Origin of the sequence: Streptomyces sp. NPDC002884, from assembly GCF_040295245.1 — a bacterium.
GTDB lineage: Bacteria > Actinomycetota > Actinomycetes > Streptomycetales > Streptomycetaceae > Streptomyces.
The window spans coordinates 442,821-468,680 of record NZ_JBEOVB010000003.1; the positions used below are offsets into that span (position 1 = coordinate 442,821).

Consider the following 25,860-nt stretch of genomic DNA (forward strand, 5'->3'; position numbering starts at 1 on the left):
CCACCCTGCGTCGTCGTTCCCGTGGGTCACCCGTCCGTCTTCACGGGCGACCCCCGCGGCCCGCGACCGATTCGTCCGGTCAGCCCGTCGCGTCCACCAGGGCCAGGTCGTGGAGCCGGTCCGGCGGGCCCGGGCGGGCGTAGTACCAGCCCTGGGCCGTGTCACAGCCCAGTATCCGCAGTTGCTCGGCCTGCGCGCCGGTCTCCACGCCCTCCACCGTGACCGCGAGGTTCAGGCTGTGGGCGAGCGAGACGATCCCCTCGACGATCTTGAGGTCGACGGGGTCCGCCGGGAACTGCTGCATGCCCTGGGTGAAGGAGCGGTCCAGCTTGAGCACGCTCACCGGGAGGCGCCGCAGGTTGGCCAGGTTGGAGTAGCCGGTGCCGAAGTCGTCCAGGGCGATGTCGACGCCCATCTCGGCCAGCCGGCGCAGCGGCTTGAGCAGGTCGTCGTCGGCGCCGATCAGCGCCGACTCCGTCACCTCCAGGCACAGGGCCTCCGGAGCGACACCCGCGCGTTCCAGGATGTCGACGGTGTCCTGCACCAGACCGGGATGGGTGAGCTGGCACGGGGAGAGGTTGACGTTGATCCGGAGGGCGTCCGTGTCGCCGCCCCGCTCCCGCCACGCGCCGGCCTGGCGGACCGACTCCTCCAGGACCCAGCGGCCCAGCGGCACGATCAGCCCGGTGTGCTCGGCGAGCGGGATGAACCGGTCGGGGCCGAGCACCCCGTGCTGCGGGTGCAGCCAGCGCACCAGGGCCTCCGCGCCACGCACACTGCCGTCGCCGAGGTGGACGAGCGGCTGGTACTCGATGAAGAACTCGCCCCGGTCGAGGGCCGCCGGGAGCGCCGTGGTCAGCCCGTGCCGGGTGATCGCGCGGGCGTCGGCCTCCGGGTCGGCGAGCTCGAAGCGGTTGCCGCCCGCCGACTTGGCCCGGTACATGGTGATGTCGGCGCTGCGCAGCACCTCCGCCGCGCTGCGCTCCCCCGCCGGGCCCTCGACGATGCCGATGCTGCCGCGCACGGTGAGCTCCCGGCCGTCGATGCCCACCGGCGCGATCAGGGCGTTCATGATGCGCGCGGCCAGTTCGTCGACCTCGGCGCGGGTGTCGGGGCCGGTGGTCAGCGCGACGAACTCGTCGCCGCCGAGGCGCGCGACCATCTCACCGGGCGCGGTCGCGCAGGACTGGAGCCGGTCGGCGACCTCGACGAGCAGCCGGTCGCCGGCCGCGTGCCCGAGACTGTCGTTGATGGTCTTGAAGCCGTCCAGGTCGAGGTAGCACAGCCCGAAGCGCTGTCCCTCGCCGGCGCCGAGCGCCTTCTCCAGGCGTTCGAAGAACAGGGTGCGGTTGGGCAGGCCGGTGAGCGCGTCGTGGGTGGCCTCGTAGCGCAGCCGGAGGTTGAGCAGCCGGCGCTCGGTGGTGTCCTCCATCAGGGCCAGCGAGTACTGCGGGGCGCCGTCCGCGTCACGCAGCAGGGAGACCGTCAGATTGGTCCACAGGGCCGTTCCGTCGGGGCGGCTGAACGCCTTCTCCGTGTGGTAGTGCTCGCGTTCGCCGCGGACCAGCTCGTCGTACAGCTTCCAGGTCTGGGGCGCGTCCTCGGGATGGGTCAGGTCCTGGACCTTGCGGCGGCGCAGGGTCTGCTCCGAGCCGCCGAACATGCGCAGCAGCGCCCCGTTGACCTGGAGGACGTTGCCTTCCAGGTCGGCGATGCCGATTCCTATCGCGGCGCCCTCGAAGACCGCGCGGAAGCGGGCCTCGCTCGCGTGCAGCGCCTGCGCGACCACGCCCTGGGCCCGCAGCGCGGCCTGGGCGATGGCCTCCTGTTCGGCGAGCGTGCGCTCACGCAGCGCCTGCGCGTAGCCGGCCGCCATGGCGTGCTGGAGCCGGGAGGCGCGGGCGCGCAGATCCTCCTGGGGGCCGTTCTCGCCGCAGTAGAGCACCAGATAGGCGTCGACGCAGTCGAGGGAGCGGCTGAGTGCCTCGGGGTCGGTGCAGTGCGCGTCGACGAGGGCGGTGCCCACCGCCTTTCCCGTGTCGGCGTCGAAGGCGCGCTCCAGCAGCGCCCCGCGCAACCGCCGGGCCAGCGGCAGGAGTTCCTCCTCCAGTTCGGACCGGGTCAGCGACGTCGAGGTCACCGGGAACACGGCCCGGCTCCAGATCGTCGCGAACCGCCGCAGTCTGTCCTCCGGCCCGTCCGGCTCGGCGGTCACGCCGTACGCCCCACGCCGGCGAAACCGGAGAGGGCCCATGGGTCCTCGTCCTCCGGCGCCGTGTCCGGCCGCCAGTGCGGCATCGGCACCAGTCCGGGTTCCACCATGTCGTACCCCTCGAAGAACCGCGCGATCTCGTCACGCGAGCGCATGATCAGCGGGTTGCGGATGTCCTTGTACACGTCCACGGCGCCCCCGGCCCGCTCCGGTGGCAGTGGGATTCCCTCGTACGAGGCATGGGTGAGCAGGAGCAGACTGCCGGGCGCGAGCGCGGCGGTGAGTTCCTTCACCGCCGCGAACGGGTCGTCCGCGTCCTCCACGAAGTGCAGTACGGCGACGAGCAGCAGCGCCACCGGCCGGTCCAGGTCGATCAGTCGCGTCACCTGCGGGCTGCTCAGGATCTCCTGCGGCTTGCGCAGATCGGCGGCCACGACATCCGCGTCGGCGTTGCCGGCCAGCACCGCCTGGCTGTGCGCGACGGCCACCGGGTCGTGGTCGACGTAGACCACGCGCGCCTCGGGGCTCACCGCCTGGGCGACCTCGTGCACATTGCCGAAGGTCGGGATGCCGGAGCCGATGTCGAGGAACTGGGTGACGCCCTCGTCGGCCGCGTACCGCACGGCGCGGCGCATGAACGCCCGGTTCGCCTGGCTGATCTTCGGAAGTCCCGGCATGAACTCCATGGCCTTGCGGGCTGCTTCCCGGTCGACCTCGAAGTTGTGCGAGCCGCCCAGGTAGTGGTCGTAGATCCGCGAGACGCTCGGCACCGAGATGTCGATGCTCCGAGGGGCCCAGGCGGGTCGCTCCATCTATCTCTCCAAGGCGTAGGCGATCCGGTGTTCGAGCTGAGGCTACTGATCGCCCGCCAAAGGGGCGAGTAGAAACGGAAATTGACCGTCCGTTCCCGGTCACTGCCTGCGGCACGTGCCGAATCGACGCCCCCCTCGGGGCTACTTGAGGTGCCCGGGTCGTTCCGGAGAGTTCCGAAGGGTTCCGGAGCGGTCCGCGGGGCGGCGAAAGTCTACGCACAGGAAGCGGCACCCGGACAAGCACGGCGGACCGACAAAGCGGCGGAACGGCGCACCGCGGAACGGCGGACGGCGGAACGCGGAGCGGCGGAACGGCGCACCGCGGAACGGCGGACGGCGGAACGCGGAGCGGCAAACGGCGGAACGGGCAAGCACAACGGTCCGCCCCCTCCGTGCGGCGCGGAGGGGGCGGACCAACGGTCGTGCGCGATGGGGCAGCTGCGGGATCAGCCCTGGGGAGGTGACCTCTACTGCGCCGGCGCTCCGACCAGCTTTCCGTTCGGCGCGACGGCGTACCACGTGCCGCCCACACCCTGGCCGTTGATGTCGCCGGGCGACTTGTCACCGGAGAAGGTGTAGATCGGCGAGCAGTTGATCGTCTGCTGCTTGGTGCCGTCGGACCGGGTGAAGTTCATGTAGCCCTTCTCCTGGATGCCCTCGGTCTCGTTGAACGCGACCGGCGCGACGGCCGGCCACTTCTCGAGGCAGGCGCCGTTGCAGTTCGACACCGGCTCGGGCCAGGCCTTGTCCTTCAGGAAGCGGTAGACCGTCATGCCGTTCTTGTCGACGACGATCTCACCGAGGTTGGCGTCCTTGCGGACGGACAGCCCGGCCAGCTCGGTGCCGGACTCGGAGGACGAGCCGGAGCCGGACTTGGCCTTCTTGCCCTCGGGGGTGAGCGCGAACCACTTGTTGCCCACGCCCTGACCGGTGGTGTCACCGGCCTTGGCGTCCTTGGCGTAGTAGTACGCGGGCCAGCCGGCAACGGTCAGCTGCTTGGTGCCGTCGGTGCGGGTGACCTCGCCCAGCAGCGACTTGTCGATGCCGTCGCCGGCGGAGATGTCATCGGCGGAGACCGGCGGCCAGGCGGTCGCGCAGTCGCCGTCACAGTTCGACTTCGGGGGTTCCGCGGTATCCGCGTCGAAACGGTAGAGAGTCTTGCCGCCGCCGTCGGTAAGGATCTTGCCGAGTTCGCCGTTCGCGGTGATGGCCAGTTCGCCGGCACCCTGCGCGGCGGCCCCTCCGGTCGCACTGGCGCTCGCACCGGAGCCGACGCCACTGCCGACGCCCGTGCCCACGCCGACGCCCGCGATGCCACCGGCCGGAGCCGTGGCCCCGACGTTCTGGCTCGACGACGTGCCGCTCTCAGAACCGCACGCCGTCGTCAGCGCCAGCACGGCCACAGCACTCGCCGCAAGTGAGGCGCTCCGCCAGGTGGTCTTCATCGTCAACAACTCCCCGATCGTCACAAAGTGTTGCAGCGCCCTGCTGCGCCACCGCACGGCACTGAGTACGCATGGTGACGGTCGTTGTGTTCAAACACGGCACAGAATTCTTTTCGCGACCTGTGACGCCGGCCGCGACCGGGCCGCCGGATCGCACACGCGCACGGCCTGCCGCATGCGCGAACGCACCGCCCGGCAAACCTGCGGACGCGAACTTCCCCCGTTCGGGGCAATCCTCACCGGGCGTGGGCGTGGGCCGGTACGAGACGCCGCATGATCTCCGTCGTGCATGGACCCGAACCGACCCGATCCGCCCTCGTCACCAGGACCCTGGCCCTGGTGACCGCGGTCTGGATCCTCGCGGCCGTCCCGGCCGGGGTGGCCGCGGCCGACGCGTGCGCGTACGCCTCGACCGGCCCGGACGGCACCGAGGCGGTGGCGGTCGCGGGGAGTCACTCCTGGCCGACTCCCCCGGTGTGCCCGGAACCGACACCGACGCCCACCCCGCCCCCCACCCCGCCGAAGCCGAAGCCCCCGCCCAAGCCGACGCCGAGCCCCACCCCCACCCCGGCTCCCACCCCGCCCCCGAAGCCGACGCCCCCACCGCCACCGCCTCCCGAGCCCAGGCCGCAAGCGCCGAAGCCGCGCCCGGAACCGCCACCGGCGCCGGCTCCGCCCCGCCCCGCCCCGCCGCTCCCCCGGTCGGCCCCCACGCCTCCGCCGCCCCCACCCGCCCCCGAGCCGACGCCGAAGCCCAAGCCCACGCCCACGCCCACGCCACGCCCGTCCGCGACCCCGGTGAGCTACCCGGCGTACCACGCCTCGGTGCAGCAGCGACCGGTACGCCGTGGCCAGTCGCCGGTCACCTACGTCCTGCTCGTCACCGTGCCCGCGGTGATCGCCGTCGCCGCGCTGCGGCCGCGCTAGTGCCGACCCTGGAGGCATCTCTTGCCGGAATGGCTTGTTCTCACCCTCGCGATGCTCGCCGCCTGCGCGGTGGTGGTCGTCATCACCCTCCTACGGCACCGCAGGGCGCCCGAGGACGAGGACCCCTCCGAAACCCCGGACGTCATCGAGTACATGACCATGTGGATCGGCGTGGTGTACGCCATCGTCCTGGGCCTGGCCATCGCCGGCGTCTGGGAGGCGCGCAGTGTCGCCCAGGACCACGTCCAGGCCGAGGCGCAGGCGCTCCACGAGATCTCGGAGCGGGTACGCGTCTACCCCGCCGATGCCCGTGACCGTATTCGGGAGGATGTCAACGCCTATGTCGGACACGTCGTCACCACCGAGTGGAAGACGATGGCCGACGACGGCGAGGTGACGGAACGCGGCGACGAGCTCCTCCAGCGGGTCCGGGTGGATGTCACCGACTACGAGCCGGCGTCCGACTTCCAGGCGCAGGCCTACCAGCCGCTGCTCGACCAGATGGCCGCCGCGGACCAGGCGCGCAACGCCCGCGCCGAGTCGACCGGGGCGACCATGCCGGGCGTGGTGTGGTTCGGGCTGCTGGCGGGGGCCGCCATCACCATCGGCATGGTCTTCGCGCTGCAGATCCGACGCACCCCCCGCGAACTGGTGCTGGCCGGGCTGTTCTCCGCGCTGATCGCGTTTCTGCTCTTCCTCATCTGGGACTTCGACGCGCCCTACAGCCGGGGCGTCACCGCGTCGGCGGAACCGTTCCTCCATCTGTTCCCCGGCGTCAAGGACTGACGTCGCTGACGCCCGCTCACCGCACGCTCCCGCGAAGGGGGACGACCGCCACGCCGTCACCGTCCCCCGGTTGCGGGAACGGCATCCCCTGAGCGGCCCACACGCTTGCCCCATTCGCGCGACTGCGCGCGCGGGAGCGCACACATGTTCCTAGCGTTTCGGTCATCGAGGTGCATTTATGGCGCAAGCGGAAAAAGGTCCGCAGCTGCTCCTCGGGGACCGGAGGATCCACCATGCGCGCGATACGCGTCGCTTCGGCCGCACTGCTGGGCGTCACCGCCCTGACCTTCTCCGCACCCGCCGCCGTCGCCAGCGACGACGACAACCACTACGTCATGTCCAACGGCTACAGCGTGCTGCCCTCGACGATCGCGGCGGGTGGACAGGTCAGTCTCCAGGTGGACCGCAACGCCAGTGGCTGCCGGAGCTCCGTGACGGTCTCCTCGGGCGTGTTCGACGCGGTCGTCATCCCCCGGGGGTCCTCCTCCGCGGTGGCCAGGGTCGACCGGGACGCCAGGGCGGGCGCCACGTACCGGGTGACGTTCGCCTGCGGCGGGATCAGCGCCGTCAAGGAGCTGACGATCGCCGACGGCCGTCCGGTCGACCTCACGCCGGTGCCCTATCCGGTCCAGCGCGGCGTGCAGGCCGGTGAGGGCGGCACCGTCGCCGGGTTCGACCTCGAGGAGATCGGGCTGGGCGCCGCGCTCATCGTGGGCTCGGTCGGCGCCGCGTACTACTTCTCGCGGCGCCGCGCCGGCGAGGACGGCTGACGGCCCGCCGCCGACGACCGTACCGTGCGCGGGCCTTCGCCCCGGATCCCGGCGGGACCGGGGCGAAGGCCCGTGTCACGTGCGACGTGCGATCCCCTTCGGGGCGGACCTCAGACGCGGCGCTCGGCGCGGCGGCGCATCCAGAACAGACCACCCCCGACCAGGGCCGCCGCGACGAGGCCGCCGCCGATCGCCATGTCGGTCGGGGTGGCGCCCGTGGTGGTGCTGCCGCCGAGACCGCCGCGGACACCGCCGATGACGGTGAAGGCGGCCGGCCGGGTCAGGGTCCGGCCGGAGCAGTTGACGGTGATGTCGTAGGTGCCGGGCCGGGCGTTGTCGTTGATGGTGGCCGTCCCCTTGGCGGTCTGGTTGGCGCCGTTGATCGGCGTCAGGTTGGCCTGGGGGAACGCCGCCGAGGTCATGGTGCCGCCGGCCGGGCAGCCGTCGACGGTGACCGTCATCTGGCCACCGCGGGCGATGACGGCGGGCAGGGCCACGATGTTGCTGGGGTTGGCGCCCATGCCGTCGCGCGCGACGGCGGCCGGGGCGGTGACGCCGAGAGAGGCGACCGCGGCGACCGAGGCCGCCGAGACCGCCAGAACACGAGTGATGCGCATGTGATCCTCCGCGGAAGGCGCCCCGGGGCCCGTCCCCGGCATGTCGGCGAGAAAGCACCTCCCGAAACGACCCTCAGATGCCGTGCACGCGCCCGCATTTCGGGAATGGTCCGTCCTGGTGAGAGGACACGCCGAGCGAAATGCACACAATCGGATATTGCCGCAGGTCACGGACCGTCAGAAAATTCCTTCCGTCGGCAACTCGGATGGCGCACCGAAAGACCTCGGAGCCACCCGTTCGCTGCTGCCCCGTCGCCGGTTCCCGCCCGGGGACTTAGCGTTCTCGTATGCGCGAAGGGACGCGGTGACGGCCGCGTCGAAAGGGGATGGCGAATGCCTGCGTACGAGCTGTCCGAGGTGGCGGAAGAAGAGGAGCGGCGGCGGAAGCGCGCCCCGTGGGGCGTCATAGCGCTTGTTCTGCTGACCGGTCTCGCGCTCATCCGGAACGGGTCGGGAGAGTTCGACATCGGCCCGCCGCAGCCCGCGTCGGCGGCGGCCGCGGACGGTCGCACCGCCGGCGCCTTCGGCCGGACCCCGGCACCGCTGCCCTATGCCGTGCCGGACCGGGTCCGGATCCCCGCCATCCGGGTGGACGCGCCGGTCACGTCGGTCGGCCTGGACGCGGACGGCTGGGTCGGCGCGCCGCCGCCGGAGGACCCGAATCTGGCCGGCTGGTTCACCGGGGGCGTCTCGCCCGGCGAAAAGGGGACCGCGGTCGTGGTCGGTCATGTCGACAACAAGCTGGGACCGGCCGTCTTCTACGGTCTCGGGGCCCTGAAGAAGGGAAATCGCGTCGAGGTGTCGCGGGGGGACGGAAAGACGGCGGTCTTCGAGATCTACGGCATCGAGGTGTTCGAGAAGAACAACTTCCCCGGCGACCGTGTCTACGCCTCCAAGGGCTCCCCGGAATTGCGGGTCATCACCTGTGGCGGCGGTTTCTCCAAGGCGAACGGATACGACGGGAACGTGGTCGCCTTCGCCCGCCTGGCCGAGGTCCGCTGAGCGGTTCCCGGCCGGGCGGGCGGGGGGCTCACCTCAGGTGTACCGCCGTTGCGGGACGGTGATGTGGTAGCCGGAGTCCAGCAGTTGGGGCAGATAGGCGCGCAGTGCCCGCACACTCTGCGAGCGGTCGCCCCCGGCGTCGTGCGAGAGCACCACGACGCCGGGGGCGGCGCCGTTCTCGACCCGCTGGACGATGGTGGCGGCGGCGGGGGCGGTCCAGTCGAGGGTGTCGACCGTCCAGGCGAGCGGCTCCATGCCCAGTTCGGCGCCGAGCTGGAAGGCGGCACGGTTCCAGGCGCCGTAGGGGGCGCGGAACCAGCGGGGCCGCTCACCGTAGCCCTCCTCGATGACGTCGCTGGTGCGGGACATCTCGGAGCGGATCTGACGGCGGGTGAGGCCGGTCAGCAGGGGGTGGGACCAGGTGTGGTTGCCCACGACGTGGCCCTCGTCGGCCATCCGTCCCAGCAGGTCCTGGTGGGAGGCGGCCATCTCCCCGCACACGAAGAACATCGCGCGCACGTCGTAGTGGGCCAGCGTGTCGAGGATGCCGGGGGTGTAGCGGGGGTCGGGTCCGTCGTCGAAGGTCAGCACCATGGTGCGGCCGCGGCCGGTCATCTTCAGCAGCGGTTCGCGGCGCACCGGGGTGCGGCCGGGGACGGTGCGCGGGGGGCCGTAGCCGGTCAGCGGCTGCAGGCGGTAGGCGGAGGGCTTCAGCGGCAGGCTCTGCGCCGGGGCGCCCGCGGCGGGGGCGGCGGCCCGGACCGGCCCGCCGTCCTCGCCCCACAGGAACACTCCGGCCGTGCCGGCCGCTCCGACGGCGGCGGCGCCGGCGAGCAACGCCCGGCGGCGCGTGAACAACTGATCCTTCTTCATGCAGTCATCAGTCGCCCGGCCGGGCCCCGACCCACCACACCGACACCGGACCGGCGGCACGATTCCACCCGCCCGGCGCAGTCACGGTCGGTCCGAACAGTTGAAGAGGTCCGGATCAGCGGTGTCGTACCAGCGGGAACGGCAGGGTCTCGCGGATCGTGAGGCCGGTGAGGAACATGACCAGGCGGTCGACGCCGATGCCGAGGCCGCCGGTCGGAGGCATCGCGTACTCGAGGGCGTCGAGGAAGTCCTCGTCGAGTTCCATCGCCTCGGGGTCTCCGCCGGCGGCGAGCAGGGACTGTTCGGTGAGACGTCGGCGTTGTTCGACCGGGTCGGTCAACTCGGAGTAGGCGGTGCCGAGTTCGGTGCCGAAGGCGACGAGGTCCCAGCGTTCGGCGAGCCGCGGGTCGATACGGTGCTGCCGGGTGAGCGGGGAGACGTCGGTGGGGAAGTCCTTGTAGAAGGTGGGGAGTTGGGTCCGCTCCTCGACCAGGCGTTCGTACATCTCCAGGACGACGTCGCCCCGGCCGTCGTCCGGCGTGTAGGGGACTCCGGCACGGTCGCAGTGCCGCTTCAGGACCGTCAGTTCGGTGTCGGCGTCGATCTGCTCGCCGAGGGCCTCGGAGATCGCGCCGTGGACCGTCCGGACCGGCCACTCCCCCGAGATGTCGTGCTCCCGTCCGTCCTTGCGGGCGACCGGTGAGCCGAAGGCGGCCGTCGCCGCGCCCTGGATCAGCTCGCGGACCAGGTCGAGCATCACGTCGTAGTCGGCGTACGCCTGGTAGGCCTCCAGCATCGTGAACTCGGGGTTGTGCTTGTAGGAGACGCCCTCGTTGCGGAAGGTGCGACCCATCTCGAAGACCTTCTCCAGGCCGCCGACGCACAGCCGCTTGAGATACAGCTCGGGGGCGATGCGCAGATAGAGGTCGAGGTCGTAGGCGTTGATGTGGGTGGTGAAGGGGCGGGCGTTGGCGCCGCCGTGGATCTGCTGGAGCATCGGGGTCTCGACCTCGAGGTAGCCGCGCTCCAACAGGCCCTGGCGCAGCGCCTGTACGGCGTGGGAGCGGGCGCGGACGACATCGCGGGCGGCGGGGCTCGCGACCAGGTCGAGATAGCGCATGCGGACCTTGGCCTCGGGGTCGGTGAGGCCGCGGCGCTTGTCGGGCAGGGGGCGCAGGCACTTGGCGGTGAGCTGCCAGGAGGCGACGAAGACGGTGGGCTCGCCCCGGTCGCTCGTCCCGGCCGTGCCGGTGACGACGAGGTGGTCGCCGAGGTCGGTGTCGGCCCTGAAGGAGCCGAGGGCTTCGTGGGTGAGGGCGAGTTGGTGGTCGCCCGACCAGTCGCGCAGGGTCACGAAGACGATGCCGCCGAAGTCGCGTACCCGCATGATCCGGCCGGCGACGGTGACCGTCTCCCCCGTACGGATCTGGGCGAGGGTGTGGGTGCGGAGCGGGACGCCCACCGGGTAGGGGTCGATGCCCTCGGCGCGCAGCCGGTCGAGCTTGCGGTGCCGGACGCGGACCTGCTCGGGCAGGCCCGCGTCCGGACCGGTGTCCCCGGCCTCGTCCCCTCCGTCGAGGCCGAGCGCCGCCGACGGCGGCAGGCTCTCGGTGGTGGCGGGGCGGGGCCCGCCCGCGGAGTTCCTCTTGCCCCAGAGCTTGCGCAGCGAGGGTACGGAGACGAAGCCCTCGGCGATGCCGGAGGCGAGGCCGACCCGGGCGAGGGAGCCGGCGTCGGCGTAGCAGAGGAAACGGGGGTACCACTCGGGGTGGTACTTGGCGTTGGAGCGGTAGAGGGCCTCCAGTTGCCACCACTTGGAGAAGAACAGCAGCAGCCGGCGCCACAGCCGCAGGACCGGTCCGGCGCCGATCCGGGCGCCCTCCTCGAAGGCCGAGCGGAAGACGGCGAAGTTGAGGGAGATCCGGCGCACGCCGAGCTTCGGAGCGGCGGCGCACAGGTCGGCGACCATGAACTCCATGACGCCGTTGGGGGCGGAGCGGTCGCGGCGCATGAGGTCCAGGGAGATGCCGTCCCGGCCCCAGGGGACGAAGGAGAGCAGGGCGAGGAGGCGGCCGTCGCCGTCCAGTGCCTCCACGAGGAGGCAGTCGCCGTCGGCGGGGTCGCCGAGGCGGTCCAGGGCCATGGAGAAGCCGCGTTCGGTCTCCGTGTCGCGCCAGGCGTCGGCGCGGCCGAGGACCTCCTCCATCTCCTGGTCGGTGAGGGTGGAGTGGCGGCGGACGCGGCAGCTCGCGCCGGTGCGCCGCACCCGGTTCACGGCCTGCCGGGTGACCCGCATCTCGCGGCCGCCGAGGTCGAAGGAGGCGACCGGCAGGATCGCCTCGTCGCCGAGCTGGAGGGCGCCGAGTCCGGCGCGGGCGAAGGCCTTCGCGCCGTCCTCGGAGGCGCCCATCACCGCGGGCGCCCAGGCGTGCAGGCGGGCCGCGTCCAGCCAGGCGGCGATGGCGTGCGGCCAGGCCTCGCGGTCGCCGACGGGGTCGCCGCTGGCGAGGCAGACACCGGCCTCGACGCGGTAGGTGACGGCGGCCTTGCCGCTGGGCGAGAAGACGACGGCCTTGTCGCGCCGGGTGGCGAAGTAGCCGAGGGAGTCCTGGTCGCCGTAGGCCTTGAGCAGGCCCCGGATGCGGGATTCCTCGTCGCCGTGCAGGGCCGCTTCCATCCGCTGGGAGCGGAAGAGCGTGGCGGCGGCGTTCAGGAGGGCGAGGGCGCCGAAGAGGCCGAGGAGGAAGAAGAGGGCGTGCGGCGGCCGGCCGTCGAAGGAGCCGGCGGAGACCAGACCGCCGAGGACCCGGTTGGCGGCCCAGCCGAGGCGCTGGCTCTGCGGCAGGGTGCCCGGGAACAGTTCCACCAGGCCCCAGCCCACGAGGATCGCCAGGACCAGCCCGACGAGCAGGACGGCGAGCGCCCGCCGGACCGCCGCGCGGCGGGAGGCGGCGTAGAACTCGCCGCGGGCGACGACCAGGAGGGCCAGCGCGAGCGCGCACACCACCAGGGACGGGACGGACTCCCCGTACAGGCCGGCGGCCACGCCGAGGATGTCGGTGAGGACGAGCAGGCCGAGGTAGACGACGACCAGCCACCAGGCGACCTTCTTGCGGGCGGCGGTGGCGGCGGCCAGCAGGAAGAGGAAGACGGCGTAGGCGAGGTTGGCGCTGACCGGGACGATCAGCAGGTCCAGGAAGCGGACGACCGGGCGCAGCAGGCGGCGCAGCGGCGGGATCAGGGCCAGCAGGACGCAGAGCAGGCCGAGGGCGCCGAAGAAGGTCGCGAAGCCTTCGGGCACCCGGCCCAGGAAGCGGCCTGCGGGCCGCCGCGCCGGGCCCGGGATGCCCCCGGCCGTGGCGGTCTCCACGGTGGCACTCATGTTCCGACTCTAGGAACACCGGGCCGGTACCGCCCGTCGAGCGGCCCGCGCACCGGCCGGACCTGCGGCTTCCGATAGCCTCTGCGCCGTGACGGAACAGCACTCGCAGCAGCCCGCGCACCAGTTCGAGCGGGGCACGGACGGACCCAAGGTCATCCTCGTCGGGGTCGACGGCTCCGACCCCTCACTACGGGCCGCGGCCTACGCCGGTGGACTGGCCCGCCGGCAGCACGCGCTGCTCGCCGTGGTGTACGTGCAGCCGGTGCTGGCGGCGGGCGCGGCGCTCGGGGTGCCGGTCGCGGAGACGACCGACGAGATCGCCCAGGACCTGGTCGCGCAGATCCGGGAGGCCACCGAGCGCACCCGGGGGATATTCGACGTGCGCTGGGAGTTCCACACCTTCCACGGCGACCCCTACGGCGGTCTCGTGAAGGCGGCGGACCAGCTCAAGGCGGACGCGGTGGTGGTGGGCGCCTCCGAACAGGCCGGCCACCGGATCGTGGGGTCCGTCGCGGTGCGGCTGGTGAAGGCGGGCCGGTGGCCGGTGACGGTGGTGCCGTAGCCCCCGGCCACCCCGTGCGCGCCTACTCCCGGCTCACTTCCCCATCACCAGCCCGTCCTTCGCCGCGCCCCGGCCGAGGACGACCTCTCTGATCCGGTCGCGCACCCCCTCGACGCCCGCGCCCTGGGCGAGGGCCTTGTCGATGTCGACCACCCGGCCGGCGTCGATGTCGAACAGCTGCGGCACGAACTCGGCCTTGCGCACCTCCCAGCGTCCGCCGGACCGGGCGGGCGGGGCGAAGGTGAAACGGGCGACGGTGGACTGGTTGCCGCGCGCGTCCCGGACTCCCTGGTGGTTGAACATCTCACCCGCGATCTGGTCGCCCATGCCGTAGACGACCCAGGTCCCGTTGACCTTCTCGTACGCCTGGGGGACGTGGGCGTGCGTCCCGAGGATCAGGTCGATGTCGGGGCGGCCGCCCGTGCGGGAGGCGGTGAGGGTGCGGGCGAGGGTGAGCTGGCGGTCGTCCGGGGCGTCCTGCCATTCGGTGCCCCAGTGCACGGAGACGACGACCACGTCGGCGCCCGCCTTCCGGGCGGCCTTGGCGTCGGCGAGGATCCGGTTCTCGTCGAGGAGGTTGACGGTCCAGGGCTGCCCCTGCGGGACGGGATGGCCGTTGGTGTCGTAGGTGTAGGCGAGGTGGGCGACCTTCGCCGGGCCCGCGCGCAGGAGCGTGACCGAGTTGCCCTCGGCCTCGGTGCGGGCGGTGCCCGCGTGCCGTACGCCGGCGGCGTCGAGCGCGTCGAGGGTGCGCCGCACGCCGGGGGCGCCGTCGTCGAGGCTGTGGTTGGAGGCGGTGGAGCAGCCGTCGTAGCCGGTGGCGGCGAGGGCCGCGGCGATCTCGGGCGGGGACCTGAAGTCCGGGTAGCCGGTGTAGAGGCCGTCGGCGCCGTACACCGTCTCCATGTGACACAGCGCCAGATCGGCGCCGGAGACGAGGGGTTCGACGCCCGCGAGCATCGGACGGAAGTCGTAGCCGGTGCCCCCGGCGTCGAAGCCCGCGCGGTCGATGACGGTGGTGTGCGGGAGGATGTCGCCGGAGGCGACGAGCGTGAAGCCTCGGGCGGCGGACGGCGCCGGGCGGCCGGGCCGCTCGGTCGGCCCGTGGTCGTGGGCCTGGCAGGCGGCGGCCGAGGTGAGGAGGGCCGTCAGGGCCAGGGCCACCTGATGTCTGCGGGCGATCACCGGGTCACCCCATTTCCCATGAATTGTCATATTTACGCATGGGTCAGTACTAATCCATGGGAGGCGGCGGTCCGCTCCGGCACTCCCTTCGTCCAGGGCCGATGCCCGCGATCGGCGTAGCCCGGACCGTTCGTCGAACCGTTCGTCGACGCGATCGACCGTCCGCCGCAGATCCGTGTGCGTGCCCTGTCCCGAACCGGCGCACTGCGGTGCCATACGCCCATGACCGCCGGAACCACCCTCAACGCCCGGACGACGACCGCCGAGCACGAGCTCGCCGCACTCCAGCGCGAGCACGGCAGGCCGCTCTTCGCGCTGCTGCTGAGGCTGTGCGACGGCGACCGCCAGCGCGCCGAGGACCTCGCCCAGGAGACCCTGGTACGCGCCTGGCAGCACCCCGAGGCCCTGCGCGCCGACGCCTTCGACTCCGTGCGGCCCTGGCTGCTGACCGTCGGTCGGCGGCTCGCGATCGACGCGCGGCGGGCCCGGCAGGCACGCCCCGCCGAGGTCGGGGACGCGGTGCTGGAGAACACGCCCGTCTGCGCCGACCACGCCGAGCGGGCGGCCGCCACCCTCGATGTGCGCGAGGCTGTGAAGACACTCACTCCGGAGCACCGTGAAGTACTGGTGCTGGTGTATTTCCAGGGGGCCAGTGTGGCGGAGGCCGCCGAAGCCCTCGGAATTCCGCCCGGTACGGTGAAGTCCCGCGCGTACTACGCACTGCGCGCCCTGCGCCGGGTGCTTCCGGGATACGCGGCCGACCTGCGCTGAAACCCACGACTGGGTCAAGCCTCCGTAAAGCGCCTTGCCGTGGACCCCCTTTGAGTAATCGGGTGTCCTTATCCGTGTTCCGGATGGGGCCCGGTGACCGGGTCCCCAGCGTCCCGGCAACGGGCGAGCGCAAGCACCGGAGGAAGGCAGGAAGGGATGCTGCACAGAGGTCACCAGAGCACGGACGGCACCGGCGGCGGTGAACTCACCGTCCCCATGGCCTGGTTGTACGCCGAGTACATCGCCGACGAACTGCTGCGGACCGGCGATCTGATGCCGCCGACGTCCTTCGAGTTCCGCGCCGGGCGCGACGCCCTGGCGCTCACCATCTTCCTGTCCGACACCGACGGCGAACTCCCCGGCATCCGGGTCGTCACCCAACTCGAGACCTGGCTTTCGCTCACGGCGTACGACCAGCCGTGGCAGAACTGGGTCGACGAACGTATGTCTCAACTGAAGGCCGAGGCGGCCGAGTCGGACGCACCGGCTCCCGACCTCGACCTGGCGGCCGCGGCCTGGCGCTGGCTGGAGGAGACGGAGCTGCTCGCTCCCGATCTCAACGCGGTTCCCGGCGGTGCGCCGGTGGTCGGCGAGGACGACGGACCCAAGGTCTGGACACCCGCCTGGCAGCTCGGACTGCCCCTCGGCCACCTGGCGATTCATCTTTTTTAGATTCACACCAATCCGGGGACCGGTCCGCTCCGAACATCTGGGTCACGATTCGGTACGTGGCTTGAGTGATTCGACGGCCGGGTGCGTACCGGTGGGAGCAAGGAGTAACCCCACTGGCACTCAAAGGCACGAGGTTTCGGCATGAGGTCCCTGGAAAGGCATCGCGACGTCGGCGCGTACGCGCTCGGCGTGCTGGACGAAGCGGAAGCCTTCCGCTTCGAGGACCACCTCATGGAGTGTCCTCAGTGTGCGGCGCAGGTCACCGAGTTCGGCCCCACCGCACGGCAGATGATGCTCTACCGGCGCGCCACCCCGCGCGCCGTGCACCCCTTCGCCGGGCCCGGCCCGCAGCTGCTGGACCGGCTGCTGGGCGAGGTGGCGGCCCGGCACCGGGCCGTGCGCCGGCGGGTTCTCTACGCCGTGGCCGCCTCGGTGGTGGTCGCCCTGGCCGGCCCCGTGATCGCGATGCTGGCGAGCGGCGGCGGCGCCGAGGGCGACAGCGCCGTACAGGTCACCGCGACGGACGAGAAGTCCGGGGTGTGGGCGCAGGTCACCACCGAGAACGAGGCGTGGGGCAGCCATGTGGAACTCGAGGTCAAGGACGGGGCGGGCCCCCGCTCCTGCCGGCTGATCGCCATCGGCCTCGACGGGTCCGAGCAGACGGTCACCAGCTGGAACGTCCCCAAGCACGACGCCCGCCCCAACACCATGCAGGGCGCCGCGGCCTGGCACCCCGACGAGATCGTCCGCTACGAGCTGCGCACCTCGGCCGGAGAGCACCTGGTGACGCTCGAGGCCCACTGACGCCGGCACGGAGTGAGTTCAGGTCACTTCGGTGTCGACGCGGGCCTCGGTGCGTGTGTGTGTGTGTGGGGGGGGGACGGGACGGCTGAGGCCGGTACCGTCCGGCCGGCGGGTCACTTCAGCAGTCGCGACATCCTCCGGTCCGCCAGCGGCTTGCCGCCCGTCTGGCAGGTGGGGCAGTACTGGAGCGAGGAGTCGCTGAAGGACACCTCCCGGATGGTGTCGCCGCAGACCGGGCAGGGTTCGCCGGTGCGGCCGTGGACGCGCAGGCCGCTCTTCTTCTCGGCCTTCAGACGTCCCGCCGCCAGGCCCCGAGAGCGCTCGACCGCCTCGGTGAGCGTGGTCCGCAGGGCCTCGTAGAGGGTGTGGGTCTCCTCCGGCGTCAGGGTGGCCGTCGGCTTGAACGGGGACAACCTCGCCACGTGCAGGATCTCGTCGCTGTAGGCGTTGCCGACGCCGGCGATCAGGCCCTGGTCGCGCAACGCGCCCTTCAGCCGGCGCCGTTCACCCGCGAGCAGCGCGGCGAGGCGGGCCTCGTCGAAGTCGGCGGCCAGGGGGTCGGGACCGAGCCGGGCGACGCCGGGGACCTGCCCGGCGTCCTGGACGACGTGGACCGCGAGCCGCTTCTGGGTGCCGGCCTCCGTCAGGTCGAAACCCGCTCCCGTCTCCAGGGCGACCCGCAGGGCCAGGGGCCCCTTGCCGGGGCGGGGCGGACCGTCCGGGAGCCTGTCCTTCCAGTGCAGCCAGCCCGCGCGGGCGAGGTGCGTGACGAGGTGCGGGCCGTCACCGGTCGCCAGGTCGAGGAACTTGCCGTGCCGGTGCACGGCCGTGACCTCCCGGCCCTCGAGGGCGGTGACGGGCGGGTCGTACGTCTTCAGCACGCTGATCGCGACGGGCAGCACGCGGACGATCTCGTGGCCGACGAGATGCTCGGCCAGGAAGTCCTTGAGCGCTTCGACCTCGGGGAGTTCCGGCATACGTCCAGAGTGCCATCCGCAACCGGAGTGCTCAGGTCCGCTCCGCCAGCACGAACTCGCACCACACGCACTTGCCGCCGCCCCGCGCCTCCACGCCCCAGGCGTCGGTGAGCAGGTCCACCAGCAGCAGGCCCCGCCCGGAGACCCCCGACTCGCCTGCCTCACGACGGCGCGGGAGGGCGCTGGAGGAGTCCTCCACCTCCACGCGCAGCCGGTGCTCGGTGCCCGTGAGCACCCGCAGGGTCACGATCGCCGCGCCCTCGGTGTGCATGAGCGCGTTGGTGATCAGTTCGTCGGCGACCAGTTCGACCTCGTCGGCGCGGTCCCACACGCCCCAGGTGCGCACGGCCGCGCGGATCATGTGCCGGGCCTCGCTGAGGGCCTCCGGGTCGCCGGGGGCGACATGCTGCTGGAGCCGGTTCCCGGCCCGGGGGCTGTCCGGGCCGCGCCTGCGCAGCAGGAGCAGGGCCACGTCGTCGTCCCCGCCGCGCTCCTCGGCGACCTCGATGAGCTGGTCGGCCAGTTTCCGGACGTCCTCGGGGCCCGCGGCGATCAGGGCGGCGAGGGCCCGCATGCCGTCGTCGAGGTCCGCGCCCGGCTGCTCCACCAGACCGTCGGTGCACAGCAGCAGGGTGTGCCCGGGGTCGAGCTCGACGGTGCCGACCGGGTACTCGAGGCTGCCGAACTCGGCGGACAGACCGAGCGGCAGCCCACCGGGCACCGGGACGCGCCGGCAGGTCCCGTCGAGGCCGCGCAGCAGGGGGTCGATGTGCCCGGCGCGGACCACCTGGACGACCCCCGTGGAGAGGTCGGCCTCCGCGTACAGGCAGGTGGCGAAGCGGTCGGTGTCGAGCTCGTGCAGGAAGACGGAGGCACGGGCCATCACGGTGGCCGGGGTGTGGCCCTCGGCCGCGTAGGCCTTCAGGACGATGCGCAGCTGGCCCATGACGGCGGCGGCGTGCGTGTCATGGCCCTGGACGTCGCCGATGACGGCACCGACCCGGCCGCCGGGCAACGGGATCAGGTCGTACCAGTCGCCGCCGATGTCCCGGCCCAGGGAGCCGCCGATGGTGGCGGCGCGGTAGCGGACGGCGACGTCCGCGCCGGGCACGCTGGGGATGGTGCGCGGCAGCATGGCCTGCTGGAGGCCCTGCGCGATGTCCTTCTCCTGCTCGTAGAACATCGCGCGCTGCAGGCTCTGCGCGATGCTGCTGCCGAGGGCGACGAGTATGTTGCGGTCCTCCTGTGTGAAGCCCCGCCGGTCGCTGTAGAGCAGGCCCATCGCGCCGATCGGGCGGGCCTGCACGATCAGCGGCAGATAGGCCGCGGAGGTGATCTTCAGATCGGTGAGGTGCGGCCACAGCACGGGGTAACCGTCGGCGAACTCCTGCGGCGACTCGATGAACCGCGGGGTGAGGGTGCGCACGACCTCGCTCATCGGGTAGGGCTCGTCGAGGCGGGTGACCAGCGTGCCGGGCACGAAGCTGCCCTCCGGCCCCTCGGCGATCAGCCGGATCCGGCCGGCCTCGACCAGCCCCATGACGAGGCTGGTCGCGCCGAGGTGGGTGAGTCCGTGGGTGTCCTTGAGGACGTCGATGACGTCGCGCACGGTACGGGCGTGCGCCAGGGCCGCCGTGGTGAGCTGGACGACGTTGGTCTGCTCACGGCGCGCGTCGTCGAGGGCGGCCTCGTCGCGGCGGGCGGCGAGATCGCTGAGCTCGTCGGTCGCGTCCCGCACGATGCCCACGATGCGACGCGGCCGGCCGGTCCCGTCCCGCCGGATGTAGCCCTGGGTGTGGGTCCAGCGCAGGGTGCCGTCGCGCAGCCGCATGCGGAAGTAGGCGCCGTAGTTCTCGCTGCCGTCCTTGATGGCCTGGGCGACCAGCTCGTCCAGGCGGATGCCCTCGGCCGCCGGGACCCGGACGGCGAGGGTCCCGGGGTTGCCGTCGTACTCGTCGGGCCGCAGGTCGAAGATCTCGTGGGCCCGGGCGTCCATGTGGAACTGCCCCGAGTCCAGGTCCCAGTCGAAGCTGCCCATGCGGTTGAGCGCCAGGATCGGATCCGGGTGGGCGGGCCAGTCGTCCGGGAGGGACAGGGCGCTCGCTCCCCGATCAACCATGGGGCCACCTTGCCAGGATTTGTCCGATTCTTCGACCGGGGACCCTGGGCCCGGGACCACGGTCAGCCCATGACGACGTCGAGCGGGCTGCCGAAGATGCTGCCGGACGGGTCCTGCGCGCCGGACTCGTCGGGCCCGTCGGGGATCAGCCCGCCGCCGTCGGGCGGATCGGGCACCTCCGGCACGGTCTCGGGGCCGATCTCACCGGGGTCGAGGCCGCGGTCGAGGCCGGAACCGGCGCCCTCGTCGGAGCCGGGGTTCTCGCCCGGACCGAGACCTTCCTCGGCACCGGAACCGGAACCCGCTCCGGCTCCGGACGCCGCGCCGGGATCGGCGACGCCGGAGGAGGAGCCGGAATCCTGGTCGGCGGCAGCGGGATCGGCGGAGAGGCCGGTGAAGGGTTGGCCGGAGACGACGCGCCCCTCGGCCGCCGGGACGACCGCCTCCGCGCCCGGCATCGTGATCCTCTCTCCCGCACCGCCGCGTCCGGCGACGAGGAGCGCCGCCGAGAGCGCGCAGGCGGTGAGGAGGGTGGCAGTGGGTAGTCGCACCACGTTCTCCCGCATCGTCTCGGTCCCTCACCTGAAGGTGATTCGACCACTATTGTCTGCTTCACCCGCCAGGGTCACGCAACCGGAGCGAACGGCCACACACAGTGACAGGTTCCGACCGGAGAGAAGGAGCGCACGGCCGTGGACTGGTTCACCGCACCCGAGTACTGGCTGAGCCGTCTGGTCTTCCAGCGGGCCCTGGCCGGTGTCTACCTGGTCGCGTTCCTGACGGCCGCGCTCCAGTTCCGGGCGCTGCTCGGCGAACGGGGGATGCTGCCGGTGCCCCGCTTCGTCGAGCGGGTGCCCTTCCGGCGGGCGCCGAGCCTGTTCCAGCTGCGCTACTCCGACCGCCTGTTCGCGGGCTGCGCCTGGACGGGCTGCGCGGTGTCGGCGGCGCTGCTCGCCGGTCTGGACGGCCTGCTCCCCCTGGGGGCGGCGATGCTGCTGTGGCTGGTGCCGTGGGCGCTGTATCTGTCGATCGTCAACGTGGGCCAGACCTGGTACGGGTTCGGCTGGGAGTCCCTGCTCCTCGAGACGGGCTTCCTGGCCGTCTTCCTCGGCAACGACGAGGTGGCCCCGCCGGTCCTCGTGCTCTTCCTGATGCGCTGGATCCTGTTCCGGGTCGAGTTCGGCGCGGGGCTGATCAAGATGCGGGGCGACGCCTGCTGGCGGAAGCTGACGTGCCTCTACCACCACCACGAGACCCAGCCGATGCCCGGACCGCTGAGCTGGTTCTTCCACCGACTGCCGAAACCGCTGCACCGTGTGGAGGCGGCGGCCAACCACCTCACCCAACTCGTCGTGCCGTTCCTGCTGTTCGCCCCGCAGCCGATCGCGACGGCGGCCGCCTGCCTGATGATCCTGACCCAGCTGTGGCTGGTGCTGTCGGGCAACTTCGCCTGGCTGAACTGGATCACCGTCGTCCTGGCCGTGTCCGCGCTCCGCCTGCCCGCCGGCCACCGGCCGGACCCCGCCGCCCCGCTCTGGTACGAGATCGTGGTCCTCACCGCGGCCGCGCTGCTGCTGTTCCTCAGTCACCGCCCGGTGGTCAACATGCTCTCCCGCCGCCAGGTGATGAACCGCTCCTTCGATCCGCTGCATCTGGTCAACACCTACGGCGCGTTCGGCAGCGTGAGCCGGATCCGCTACGAGGTGGTGATCGAGGGCACGCTCGACGACGTGCCGCGCGAGACCTCCGACTGGCGGGAGTACGAGTTCAAGGGCAAGCCGGGCGATCCCCGGCACTGGCCGCGCCAGTTCGCCCCGTACCATCTGCGCCTGGACTGGATGATGTGGTTCGCGGCGCTCTCCCCCGCCTATGCCGGGACCTGGTTCGCCGCCCTGGTGGAACGGCTGCTGGAGAACGACCGCGACACGCTGAAGCTGCTGCGCCGATCCCCGTTCCCGCCCGACGAGCCCCCGCGCCACATCCGCGCCCGCCTCTTCCGTTACCGCTGCACCACCTGGCGGGAGCTGCGGGAGACGGGCGCGTACTGGCATCGGAGTTACGTCCGGGAGTATCTGCCGCCGACGCGGCTGGCGGGGTCGGCTCAGAGCCCGTAGACCCGGACGGCGGTGGTCTCGAAGATCTCGCGGTGCGTGCCCGGGTCGGTCAACCACCGTGCGATGTCCAGGACTTCACCGTAGGACGCGCTGGGCGTGCACACCGGCCAGTCCGAGCCGAACATCAGCCGGGCCGGGCCGAAGGCCTCCAGCACGGTGTCCGCGTACGGGCGCAGGTCCTCGGCGCTCCAGGACCCGGGATCGGCCTCGGTGACCATGCCGGAGAGCTTGCAGACCGTGTTGGGCAGCGCCGCGAGGGCGCGGACGTGGGACGCCCAGGGTTCCAGCGCGGCGGAGGCGATCGGCGGCTTGCCCAGGTGGTCGAGGACGAAGGTGAGTCCGGGCAGGGAGGCGGCCGCCTCGACACAGGCCGGGAGCTGGTGGGGCAGCACCACCAGGTCGTGGACGAGGCCGGCTGCGGCGAGGGCGGCGAGCCCGCGGTGGACGTCCGCCCGCAGCAGCCACCGCGGGTCCGGCTCACCCTGGACCTGGTGGCGGACGCCCTTGAGATACCGGCCGCCGGGGAGCTCCCGCAGCCGGGCCAGTTCGTCGGCGATGTCCGCGCGGGTCAGGTCGGTCCAGCCGACGACACCCGCGATCAGGTCGTTCGCCGCCGCGAGGGCGAGGAACTCGGGGGTCTCCTCGGCCACGGTGACCGTCTGGACGAGGACCGTACGGTCGACTCCGGCCGCCCGGGCCTCGGGTGTCAGGTCGTCGACGGTGAAGTCCCGCCGGAGCGGGCTGCCTTCGGCGATCCAGTCCTGGTCCCGTACCGACAGGTCCCAGACGTGGTGGTGCGCGTCGACGGTCACGGCAGCTCCCACACGACGGGCAGGCCGGCGTCGGCGCCCCCGTCGGAGTAGTCGTGCACCACGTCGAGCAGCTCGGCCATCCGCGCCTGCCACACCACGTTGACCGGCAGCCGCTCCAGCTCGGCGAGAAGGCGTGCGTAGTCCTCGCACTCCAGGACGTGGAACAGGTCGGCGCCGCTGCGCCAGATCGTCCAGGAGCCGGCGCCGGCGGCGCGGATGGCGTCCGTCAGCTCCTCGGGCACCTCGCGGTGCGCGGCCTCGTACGCGGCGACGCGGTCGGCGCGGACCCTGGTGTGCAGGGCGACCCTCATGACGGCTCCTTCGAGGGCAGCAGCCCCGTGTCCCGCAGCTCCTGCCAGAAGGCGGCGGGGACGGGGGTGGCGAACTGTTCGGCGCAGTCCCGCACCTCGGCCGCCGAGCGGGTGCCGACCAGGACGCTCGCCACGGCCGGGTGGGCGGCGCAGAACGCCAGGGCGGCGGCGCGCAGGGTGATGCCGTGCCGGTCCGCGGTCTCCTTCATGCGCCGGGCCCGGTCCAGCAGCTCGGCCGGCGCCCGCGCGTAGTCGAACGTCGCGCCGGGCCGGGGGTCGGCCAGCAGACCGGAGTTGAAAGCGCCCCCGACGACCACCGACACACCCCGCTCGACGGCGGCGGGCAGCAGCTCGGCCCGGGCCCGCTGATCGAGCAGCGTGTACCGGCCCGCGCACAGGACCACGTCGACGTCCGTGTCACGGACGAAGCGGGTGAGCATCTCCGCCTGGTTCATACCGGCGCCGATCGCCCCGACGACGCCCTCCGAACGCAGCTTCTCCAGCGCCGGATAGCCCTCGCGGAAGGCCTCCTCGGCGTGGTCGTCGGGGTCGTGGAGATAGACGACGTCCACCCGGTCGAGGCCGAGCCGTTCCAGGCTGGCCTCCAGGGTGCGTCGTACGCCGTCGGCGCTGAAGTCCCAGACGCGGCGGTGCGTGGCGGGGACGGCGAAGCCGTCGGCCAGGTCGTCGCCGCCCCGGTCCGTGGCCTCCAGACGGCGGCCCACCTTGGTCGAGACCGTGTACTGCGAGCGGGGGTGCTCGCGCAGGGCCGCGCCGAGGCGGCGCTCGGACAGGCCGAGGCCGTAGTGCGGTGCCGTGTCGAAGTAGCGGATGCCCTGCTGCCAGGCGGTGGCCACCGCCTCGTACGCCTGCTCCTCGCCGACCTCGGTGAAGAGGTTGCCGATGACGGCGGCGCCGAAGGCGAGCGGGCTGACCGGGACGCCGCTGCGCCCGAGCGTGGTCACCGGCCCACCGGCCGCAGCCGCAGGCCCTGCATCCCGCCGTCGACGGCGAGGGAGGTGCCGGTGGTGGCGCCGGACAGGGGGCTCGCCAGATAGGCGATGGCGCCCGCGACCTCGTCGGCGCCGACCAGCCGGCCGGTGGGCTGGCGGGCCTCCAGGGCGGCGCGTTCGGCGGCCGGGTCGTCGGCCGCGTCGAGCAGCCGGCCGACCCACGGGGTGTCCGCGGTGCCGGGGTTGACGCAGTTGACGCGGATGCCCTCGCGTACGTGGTCGGCGGCCATGGCGAGGGTCAGCGAGTACACCGCGCCCTTGGTCGCGCTGTAGAGCGCGCGCTGCGGCAGGCCGGCGGTGGCGGCGATGGAGCACGTGTTGACGATCGCCGCGTGCGAGGAACGCCTCAGGTGGGGCAGGACGGCACGGGCCGTGCGGACCATGCCGACGACGTTGACGTCGAGGACGCGGTGCCATTCGGCGTCGTCGTTGTCCTCGACGGTGCCCTGGGCGCCGACACCCGCGTTGTTGACCAGGATGTCCAGTCCTCCGAGGTCGGCGACGGCGGCCGCGACCGCCACCCGCACGGAGGCGTCGTCGGTGACGTCGGCGGGATATCCGAGAAGGGGCTCGTGCACGCCGGACGGATCCAGGTCGAGGACGGCGACCCGGGCGCCGCGCTCGGCCAGAAGCTCCGCGGTCGCCCGTCCGATGCCGGAGCCGCCCCCCGTCACCAGGGCCGTCAGCCCTTCGAAGTCGCTCACGCCGCCTTCTCCTTCCGGATCGCGAGGTCGGCGGCCCGGAAGTCGCCGGCGGATACCTGCCGCATATTTATCAGACCACTTCCGCTCCACAACACCCCCCGGGTAGCTTTTTGACGAGTTCCGGGTCCAAGTGGTCCGACCACATCGGTGGGGATCGGGGCGCACCGGCGACAGGAGAGGCCACGTGGAAGACACCCCGCGCAGGGGGACCGCCGTCCCGAAGGGCACGGTGACCCAGCGCGCCATCGAGCGGATCAAGGCGATGATCACCGACGGGTCGCTGGAGCCCGGCCAGCGGCTGCCGACCGAGCGCGATCTCGCGGTCCAGCTGGGCATCTCCCGCAGCTCGATGCGCGAGGCGATCCGGGCGCTCACCGTGCTGGGGGTGCTGGAGGCCCGGCACGGTTCCGGGATCTACGTCACCGCGCTGAAGGCGGGGGACCTGCTGGAGACGTTCGGGGTGGTGGCCGATCTGTCGCGGGGCCCGCGTCTGGTCGAACTGCTCCAGGTACGCCGGATCCTGGAGTCGACGGCCACCGCACTGGCCGCGGCCCGCATCACCCCGGAGCAGCTGGCGGTCGTGGAGGGTCACCTGGCGGCGATGAACGCGACGGACGATCCGGAGGAGATCCTCGCGCACGACCTGGAGTTCCACCGGGTGATCGCGGCGGCCGCCGGCAACGAGACGATGGCGGCGATCCTGGAGGGCCTCTCCTCACGCACCTTCCGGGCCCGCGTCTGGCGCGGCTACCAGGAGGAGGGCGCCTTCGCCCGGACCCGTCGCGAACACGCCGCGATCCACCGCGCGCTGGCCGCCCGCGATCCAGAGGCCGCCCGGGCGGCGGCGGCCGCCCACGTCGGCGAGGTGGAGGAGTGGCTCAGGGGGCAGGTGGGGCCCTGACCCCCGGCCGCCTCTCGACGCGGGACCTCCGGCGGGGCAGAGTTCTCCCACGTACTCGCCAGTAGTGCACGCACACCGAGGGAGCTGCC

24 protein-coding genes are annotated in these 25,860 nt (G+C 72.4%); 10 read left to right on the top strand and 14 right to left on the bottom strand.

What is annotated here, in order from left to right; all coding sequences use genetic code 11:
* Positions 1-79 precede the first annotated feature (79 nt).
* The 3 genes from ABT070_RS09360 to ABT070_RS09370 all read right to left on the bottom strand — a co-directional run bounded on the left by ABT070_RS09360 (position 80) and on the right by ABT070_RS09370 (position 4,469).
* Positions 80-2,215 (bottom strand): putative bifunctional diguanylate cyclase/phosphodiesterase, encoded by a 2,136-nt coding sequence (locus ABT070_RS09360; protein WP_351756969.1) that lies wholly within the window; start codon positions 2,213-2,215, stop codon positions 80-82.
* Positions 2,212-3,024 carry an SAM-dependent methyltransferase gene (locus ABT070_RS09365; RefSeq protein ID WP_351756972.1) on the bottom strand — a complete coding sequence of 271 codons (813 nt, stop codon included), beginning with the start codon at positions 3,022-3,024 and terminating at the stop codon, positions 2,212-2,214. Before ABT070_RS09365 ends, ABT070_RS09360 begins: the two co-directional genes overlap by 4 nt.
* A gap of 467 nt (positions 3,025-3,491) precedes the next feature.
* Positions 3,492-4,469 (bottom strand): SCO0930 family lipoprotein, encoded by a 978-nt coding sequence (locus ABT070_RS09370; protein ID WP_351756975.1) that lies wholly within the window; start codon positions 4,467-4,469, stop codon positions 3,492-3,494.
* Positions 4,470-4,754: 285 nt separating this feature from the next.
* Between ABT070_RS09370 and ABT070_RS09375 the strand changes: the two genes are divergently transcribed.
* The 3 genes from ABT070_RS09375 to ABT070_RS09385 all read left to right on the top strand — a co-directional run bounded on the left by ABT070_RS09375 (position 4,755) and on the right by ABT070_RS09385 (position 6,952).
* Positions 4,755-5,396 (top strand): hypothetical protein, encoded by a 642-nt coding sequence (locus tag ABT070_RS09375; RefSeq protein WP_351756978.1) that lies wholly within the window; start codon positions 4,755-4,757, stop codon positions 5,394-5,396.
* 21 nt (positions 5,397-5,417) lie between these two features.
* On the top strand, positions 5,418-6,182 hold the full coding sequence (locus ABT070_RS09380) for a bestrophin-like domain (protein WP_351756981.1): 765 nt from the start codon (positions 5,418-5,420) through the stop codon (positions 6,180-6,182).
* Between the two features lie 233 nt (positions 6,183-6,415).
* A complete protein-coding gene (locus ABT070_RS09385; protein ID WP_351756983.1) occupies positions 6,416-6,952 on the top strand; it encodes a hypothetical protein in 537 nt (178 codons plus the stop codon).
* A gap of 110 nt (positions 6,953-7,062) precedes the next feature.
* On the opposite strand, the gene ABT070_RS09390 is transcribed toward ABT070_RS09385, so the two are convergent.
* Positions 7,063-7,569 carry a hypothetical protein gene (locus tag ABT070_RS09390; protein ID WP_351756986.1) on the bottom strand — a complete coding sequence of 169 codons (507 nt, stop codon included), beginning with the start codon at positions 7,567-7,569 and terminating at the stop codon, positions 7,063-7,065.
* 333 nt (positions 7,570-7,902) lie between these two features.
* Here ABT070_RS09390 and ABT070_RS09395 point away from each other — a divergent pair, with 333 nt between their 5' ends.
* On the top strand, positions 7,903-8,571 hold the full coding sequence (locus ABT070_RS09395) for a class F sortase (RefSeq protein WP_171400940.1): 669 nt from the start codon (positions 7,903-7,905) through the stop codon (positions 8,569-8,571).
* 33 nt (positions 8,572-8,604) lie between these two features.
* Here the strand turns inward: ABT070_RS09395 and ABT070_RS09400 are convergent, their stop codons facing one another.
* Entirely contained in the window at positions 8,605-9,444 is an 840-nt protein-coding gene (locus ABT070_RS09400) for a polysaccharide deacetylase family protein (protein ID WP_351756989.1), read from the bottom strand.
* Between the two features lie 115 nt (positions 9,445-9,559).
* A complete protein-coding gene (gene lysX, locus ABT070_RS09405) occupies positions 9,560-12,826 on the bottom strand; it encodes a bifunctional lysylphosphatidylglycerol synthetase/lysine--tRNA ligase LysX (protein ID WP_351756992.1) in 3,267 nt (1,088 codons plus the stop codon).
* Positions 12,827-12,914: 88 nt separating this feature from the next.
* Here lysX and ABT070_RS09410 point away from each other — a divergent pair, with 88 nt between their 5' ends.
* Entirely contained in the window at positions 12,915-13,388 is a 474-nt protein-coding gene (locus ABT070_RS09410) for a universal stress protein (RefSeq protein ID WP_351756995.1), read from the top strand.
* A 33-nt stretch (positions 13,389-13,421) separates the two neighbouring features.
* On the opposite strand, the gene ABT070_RS09415 is transcribed toward ABT070_RS09410, so the two are convergent.
* A complete protein-coding gene (locus ABT070_RS09415; RefSeq protein ID WP_351756997.1) occupies positions 13,422-14,573 on the bottom strand; it encodes a CapA family protein in 1,152 nt (383 codons plus the stop codon).
* Between the two features lie 222 nt (positions 14,574-14,795).
* Between ABT070_RS09415 and ABT070_RS09420 the strand changes: the two genes are divergently transcribed.
* The 3 genes from ABT070_RS09420 (at position 14,796) to ABT070_RS09430 (ending at position 16,820) form a co-directional block, all read left to right on the top strand.
* Complete coding sequence (locus tag ABT070_RS09420) at positions 14,796-15,344, top strand: sigma-70 family RNA polymerase sigma factor (RefSeq protein WP_351756999.1); 549 nt, start codon at positions 14,796-14,798, stop codon at positions 15,342-15,344.
* Positions 15,345-15,500: 156 nt separating this feature from the next.
* Positions 15,501-16,016 (top strand): hypothetical protein, encoded by a 516-nt coding sequence (locus ABT070_RS09425; protein ID WP_351757001.1) that lies wholly within the window; start codon positions 15,501-15,503, stop codon positions 16,014-16,016.
* A gap of 141 nt (positions 16,017-16,157) precedes the next feature.
* Positions 16,158-16,820: a zf-HC2 domain-containing protein gene (locus ABT070_RS09430; RefSeq protein ID WP_351757004.1), complete on the top strand. Its 663-nt coding sequence runs from the start codon at positions 16,158-16,160 to the stop codon at positions 16,818-16,820.
* 113 nt (positions 16,821-16,933) lie between these two features.
* Here ABT070_RS09430 and ABT070_RS09435 read toward each other — a convergent pair whose 3' ends face one another.
* The 3 genes from ABT070_RS09435 to ABT070_RS09445 all read right to left on the bottom strand — a co-directional run bounded on the left by ABT070_RS09435 (position 16,934) and on the right by ABT070_RS09445 (position 20,467).
* Complete coding sequence (locus ABT070_RS09435; protein ID WP_351757007.1) at positions 16,934-17,797, bottom strand: Fpg/Nei family DNA glycosylase; 864 nt, start codon at positions 17,795-17,797, stop codon at positions 16,934-16,936.
* 31 nt (positions 17,798-17,828) lie between these two features.
* On the bottom strand, positions 17,829-19,916 hold the full coding sequence (locus ABT070_RS09440) for a SpoIIE family protein phosphatase (protein WP_351757008.1): 2,088 nt from the start codon (positions 19,914-19,916) through the stop codon (positions 17,829-17,831).
* 62 nt (positions 19,917-19,978) lie between these two features.
* Positions 19,979-20,467, bottom strand: a complete 489-nt coding sequence (locus ABT070_RS09445; protein WP_351757011.1) for a hypothetical protein — start codon at positions 20,465-20,467, stop codon at positions 19,979-19,981.
* A 141-nt stretch (positions 20,468-20,608) separates the two neighbouring features.
* Here ABT070_RS09445 and ABT070_RS09450 point away from each other — a divergent pair, with 141 nt between their 5' ends.
* Positions 20,609-22,030, top strand: coding sequence for a lipase maturation factor family protein (locus ABT070_RS09450; RefSeq protein ID WP_351757014.1), 1,422 nt, complete (start codon positions 20,609-20,611; stop codon positions 22,028-22,030).
* Here the strand turns inward: ABT070_RS09450 and ABT070_RS09455 are convergent.
* From ABT070_RS09455 to ABT070_RS09470, 4 genes are read right to left on the bottom strand one after another with little or no spacing between them, the layout of a single operon-like run.
* Positions 22,018-22,842 (bottom strand): amidohydrolase family protein, encoded by an 825-nt coding sequence (locus ABT070_RS09455; RefSeq protein ID WP_351757016.1) that lies wholly within the window; start codon positions 22,840-22,842, stop codon positions 22,018-22,020. The two genes, ABT070_RS09450 and ABT070_RS09455, sit on opposite strands and share 13 nt — an antisense overlap.
* The gene (locus tag ABT070_RS09460; RefSeq protein WP_351757018.1) at positions 22,839-23,153 is read right to left on the bottom strand and encodes an L-rhamnose mutarotase; all 315 of its coding nucleotides are present in this window, start codon (positions 23,151-23,153) and stop codon (positions 22,839-22,841) included. Before ABT070_RS09460 ends, ABT070_RS09455 begins: the two co-directional genes overlap by 4 nt.
* Complete coding sequence (locus tag ABT070_RS09465) at positions 23,150-24,118, bottom strand: aldo/keto reductase (RefSeq protein ID WP_351757020.1); 969 nt, start codon at positions 24,116-24,118, stop codon at positions 23,150-23,152. The genes ABT070_RS09460 and ABT070_RS09465 overlap by 4 nt, the downstream gene beginning before the upstream one ends.
* On the bottom strand, positions 24,115-24,870 hold the full coding sequence (locus ABT070_RS09470; protein WP_351757022.1) for an SDR family NAD(P)-dependent oxidoreductase: 756 nt from the start codon (positions 24,868-24,870) through the stop codon (positions 24,115-24,117). The genes ABT070_RS09465 and ABT070_RS09470 overlap by 4 nt, the downstream gene beginning before the upstream one ends.
* Before the next feature lie 184 nt (positions 24,871-25,054).
* On the opposite strand from ABT070_RS09470, the gene ABT070_RS09475 reads away from it, so the two are divergent.
* On the top strand, positions 25,055-25,771 hold the full coding sequence (locus ABT070_RS09475; protein ID WP_351757025.1) for a FadR/GntR family transcriptional regulator: 717 nt from the start codon (positions 25,055-25,057) through the stop codon (positions 25,769-25,771).
* The last annotated feature ends 89 nt before the right edge of the window (positions 25,772-25,860 follow it).

Excerpts from the sequence above, each read along its gene's own strand:
- ABT070_RS09365 (WP_351756972.1), bottom strand. The coding sequence starts at position 3,024 with ATGGAGCGACCCGCCTGGGCCCCTCGGAGCATCGACATCTCGGTGCCG.
- ABT070_RS09370 (WP_351756975.1), bottom strand. The coding sequence starts at position 4,469 with ATGAAGACCACCTGGCGGAGCGCCTCACTTGCGGCGAGTGCTGTGGCC.
- ABT070_RS09385 (WP_351756983.1), top strand. The coding sequence starts at position 6,416 with ATGCGCGCGATACGCGTCGCTTCGGCCGCACTGCTGGGCGTCACCGCC.
- ABT070_RS09390 (WP_351756986.1), bottom strand. The coding sequence starts at position 7,569 with ATGCGCATCACTCGTGTTCTGGCGGTCTCGGCGGCCTCGGTCGCCGCG.
- ABT070_RS09395 (WP_171400940.1), top strand. The coding sequence starts at position 7,903 with ATGCCTGCGTACGAGCTGTCCGAGGTGGCGGAAGAAGAGGAGCGGCGG.
- ABT070_RS09400 (WP_351756989.1), bottom strand. The coding sequence starts at position 9,444 with ATGAAGAAGGATCAGTTGTTCACGCGCCGCCGGGCGTTGCTCGCCGGC.
- lysX (WP_351756992.1), bottom strand. The coding sequence starts at position 12,826 with ATGAGTGCCACCGTGGAGACCGCCACGGCCGGGGGCATCCCGGGCCCG.
- ABT070_RS09420 (WP_351756999.1), top strand. The coding sequence starts at position 14,796 with ATGACCGCCGGAACCACCCTCAACGCCCGGACGACGACCGCCGAGCAC.
- ABT070_RS09425 (WP_351757001.1), top strand. The coding sequence starts at position 15,501 with ATGCTGCACAGAGGTCACCAGAGCACGGACGGCACCGGCGGCGGTGAA.
- ABT070_RS09430 (WP_351757004.1), top strand. The coding sequence starts at position 16,158 with ATGAGGTCCCTGGAAAGGCATCGCGACGTCGGCGCGTACGCGCTCGGC.
- ABT070_RS09435 (WP_351757007.1), bottom strand. The coding sequence starts at position 17,797 with ATGCCGGAACTCCCCGAGGTCGAAGCGCTCAAGGACTTCCTGGCCGAG.
- ABT070_RS09440 (WP_351757008.1), bottom strand. The coding sequence starts at position 19,916 with ATGGTTGATCGGGGAGCGAGCGCCCTGTCCCTCCCGGACGACTGGCCC.
- ABT070_RS09460 (WP_351757018.1), bottom strand. The coding sequence starts at position 23,153 with ATGAGGGTCGCCCTGCACACCAGGGTCCGCGCCGACCGCGTCGCCGCG.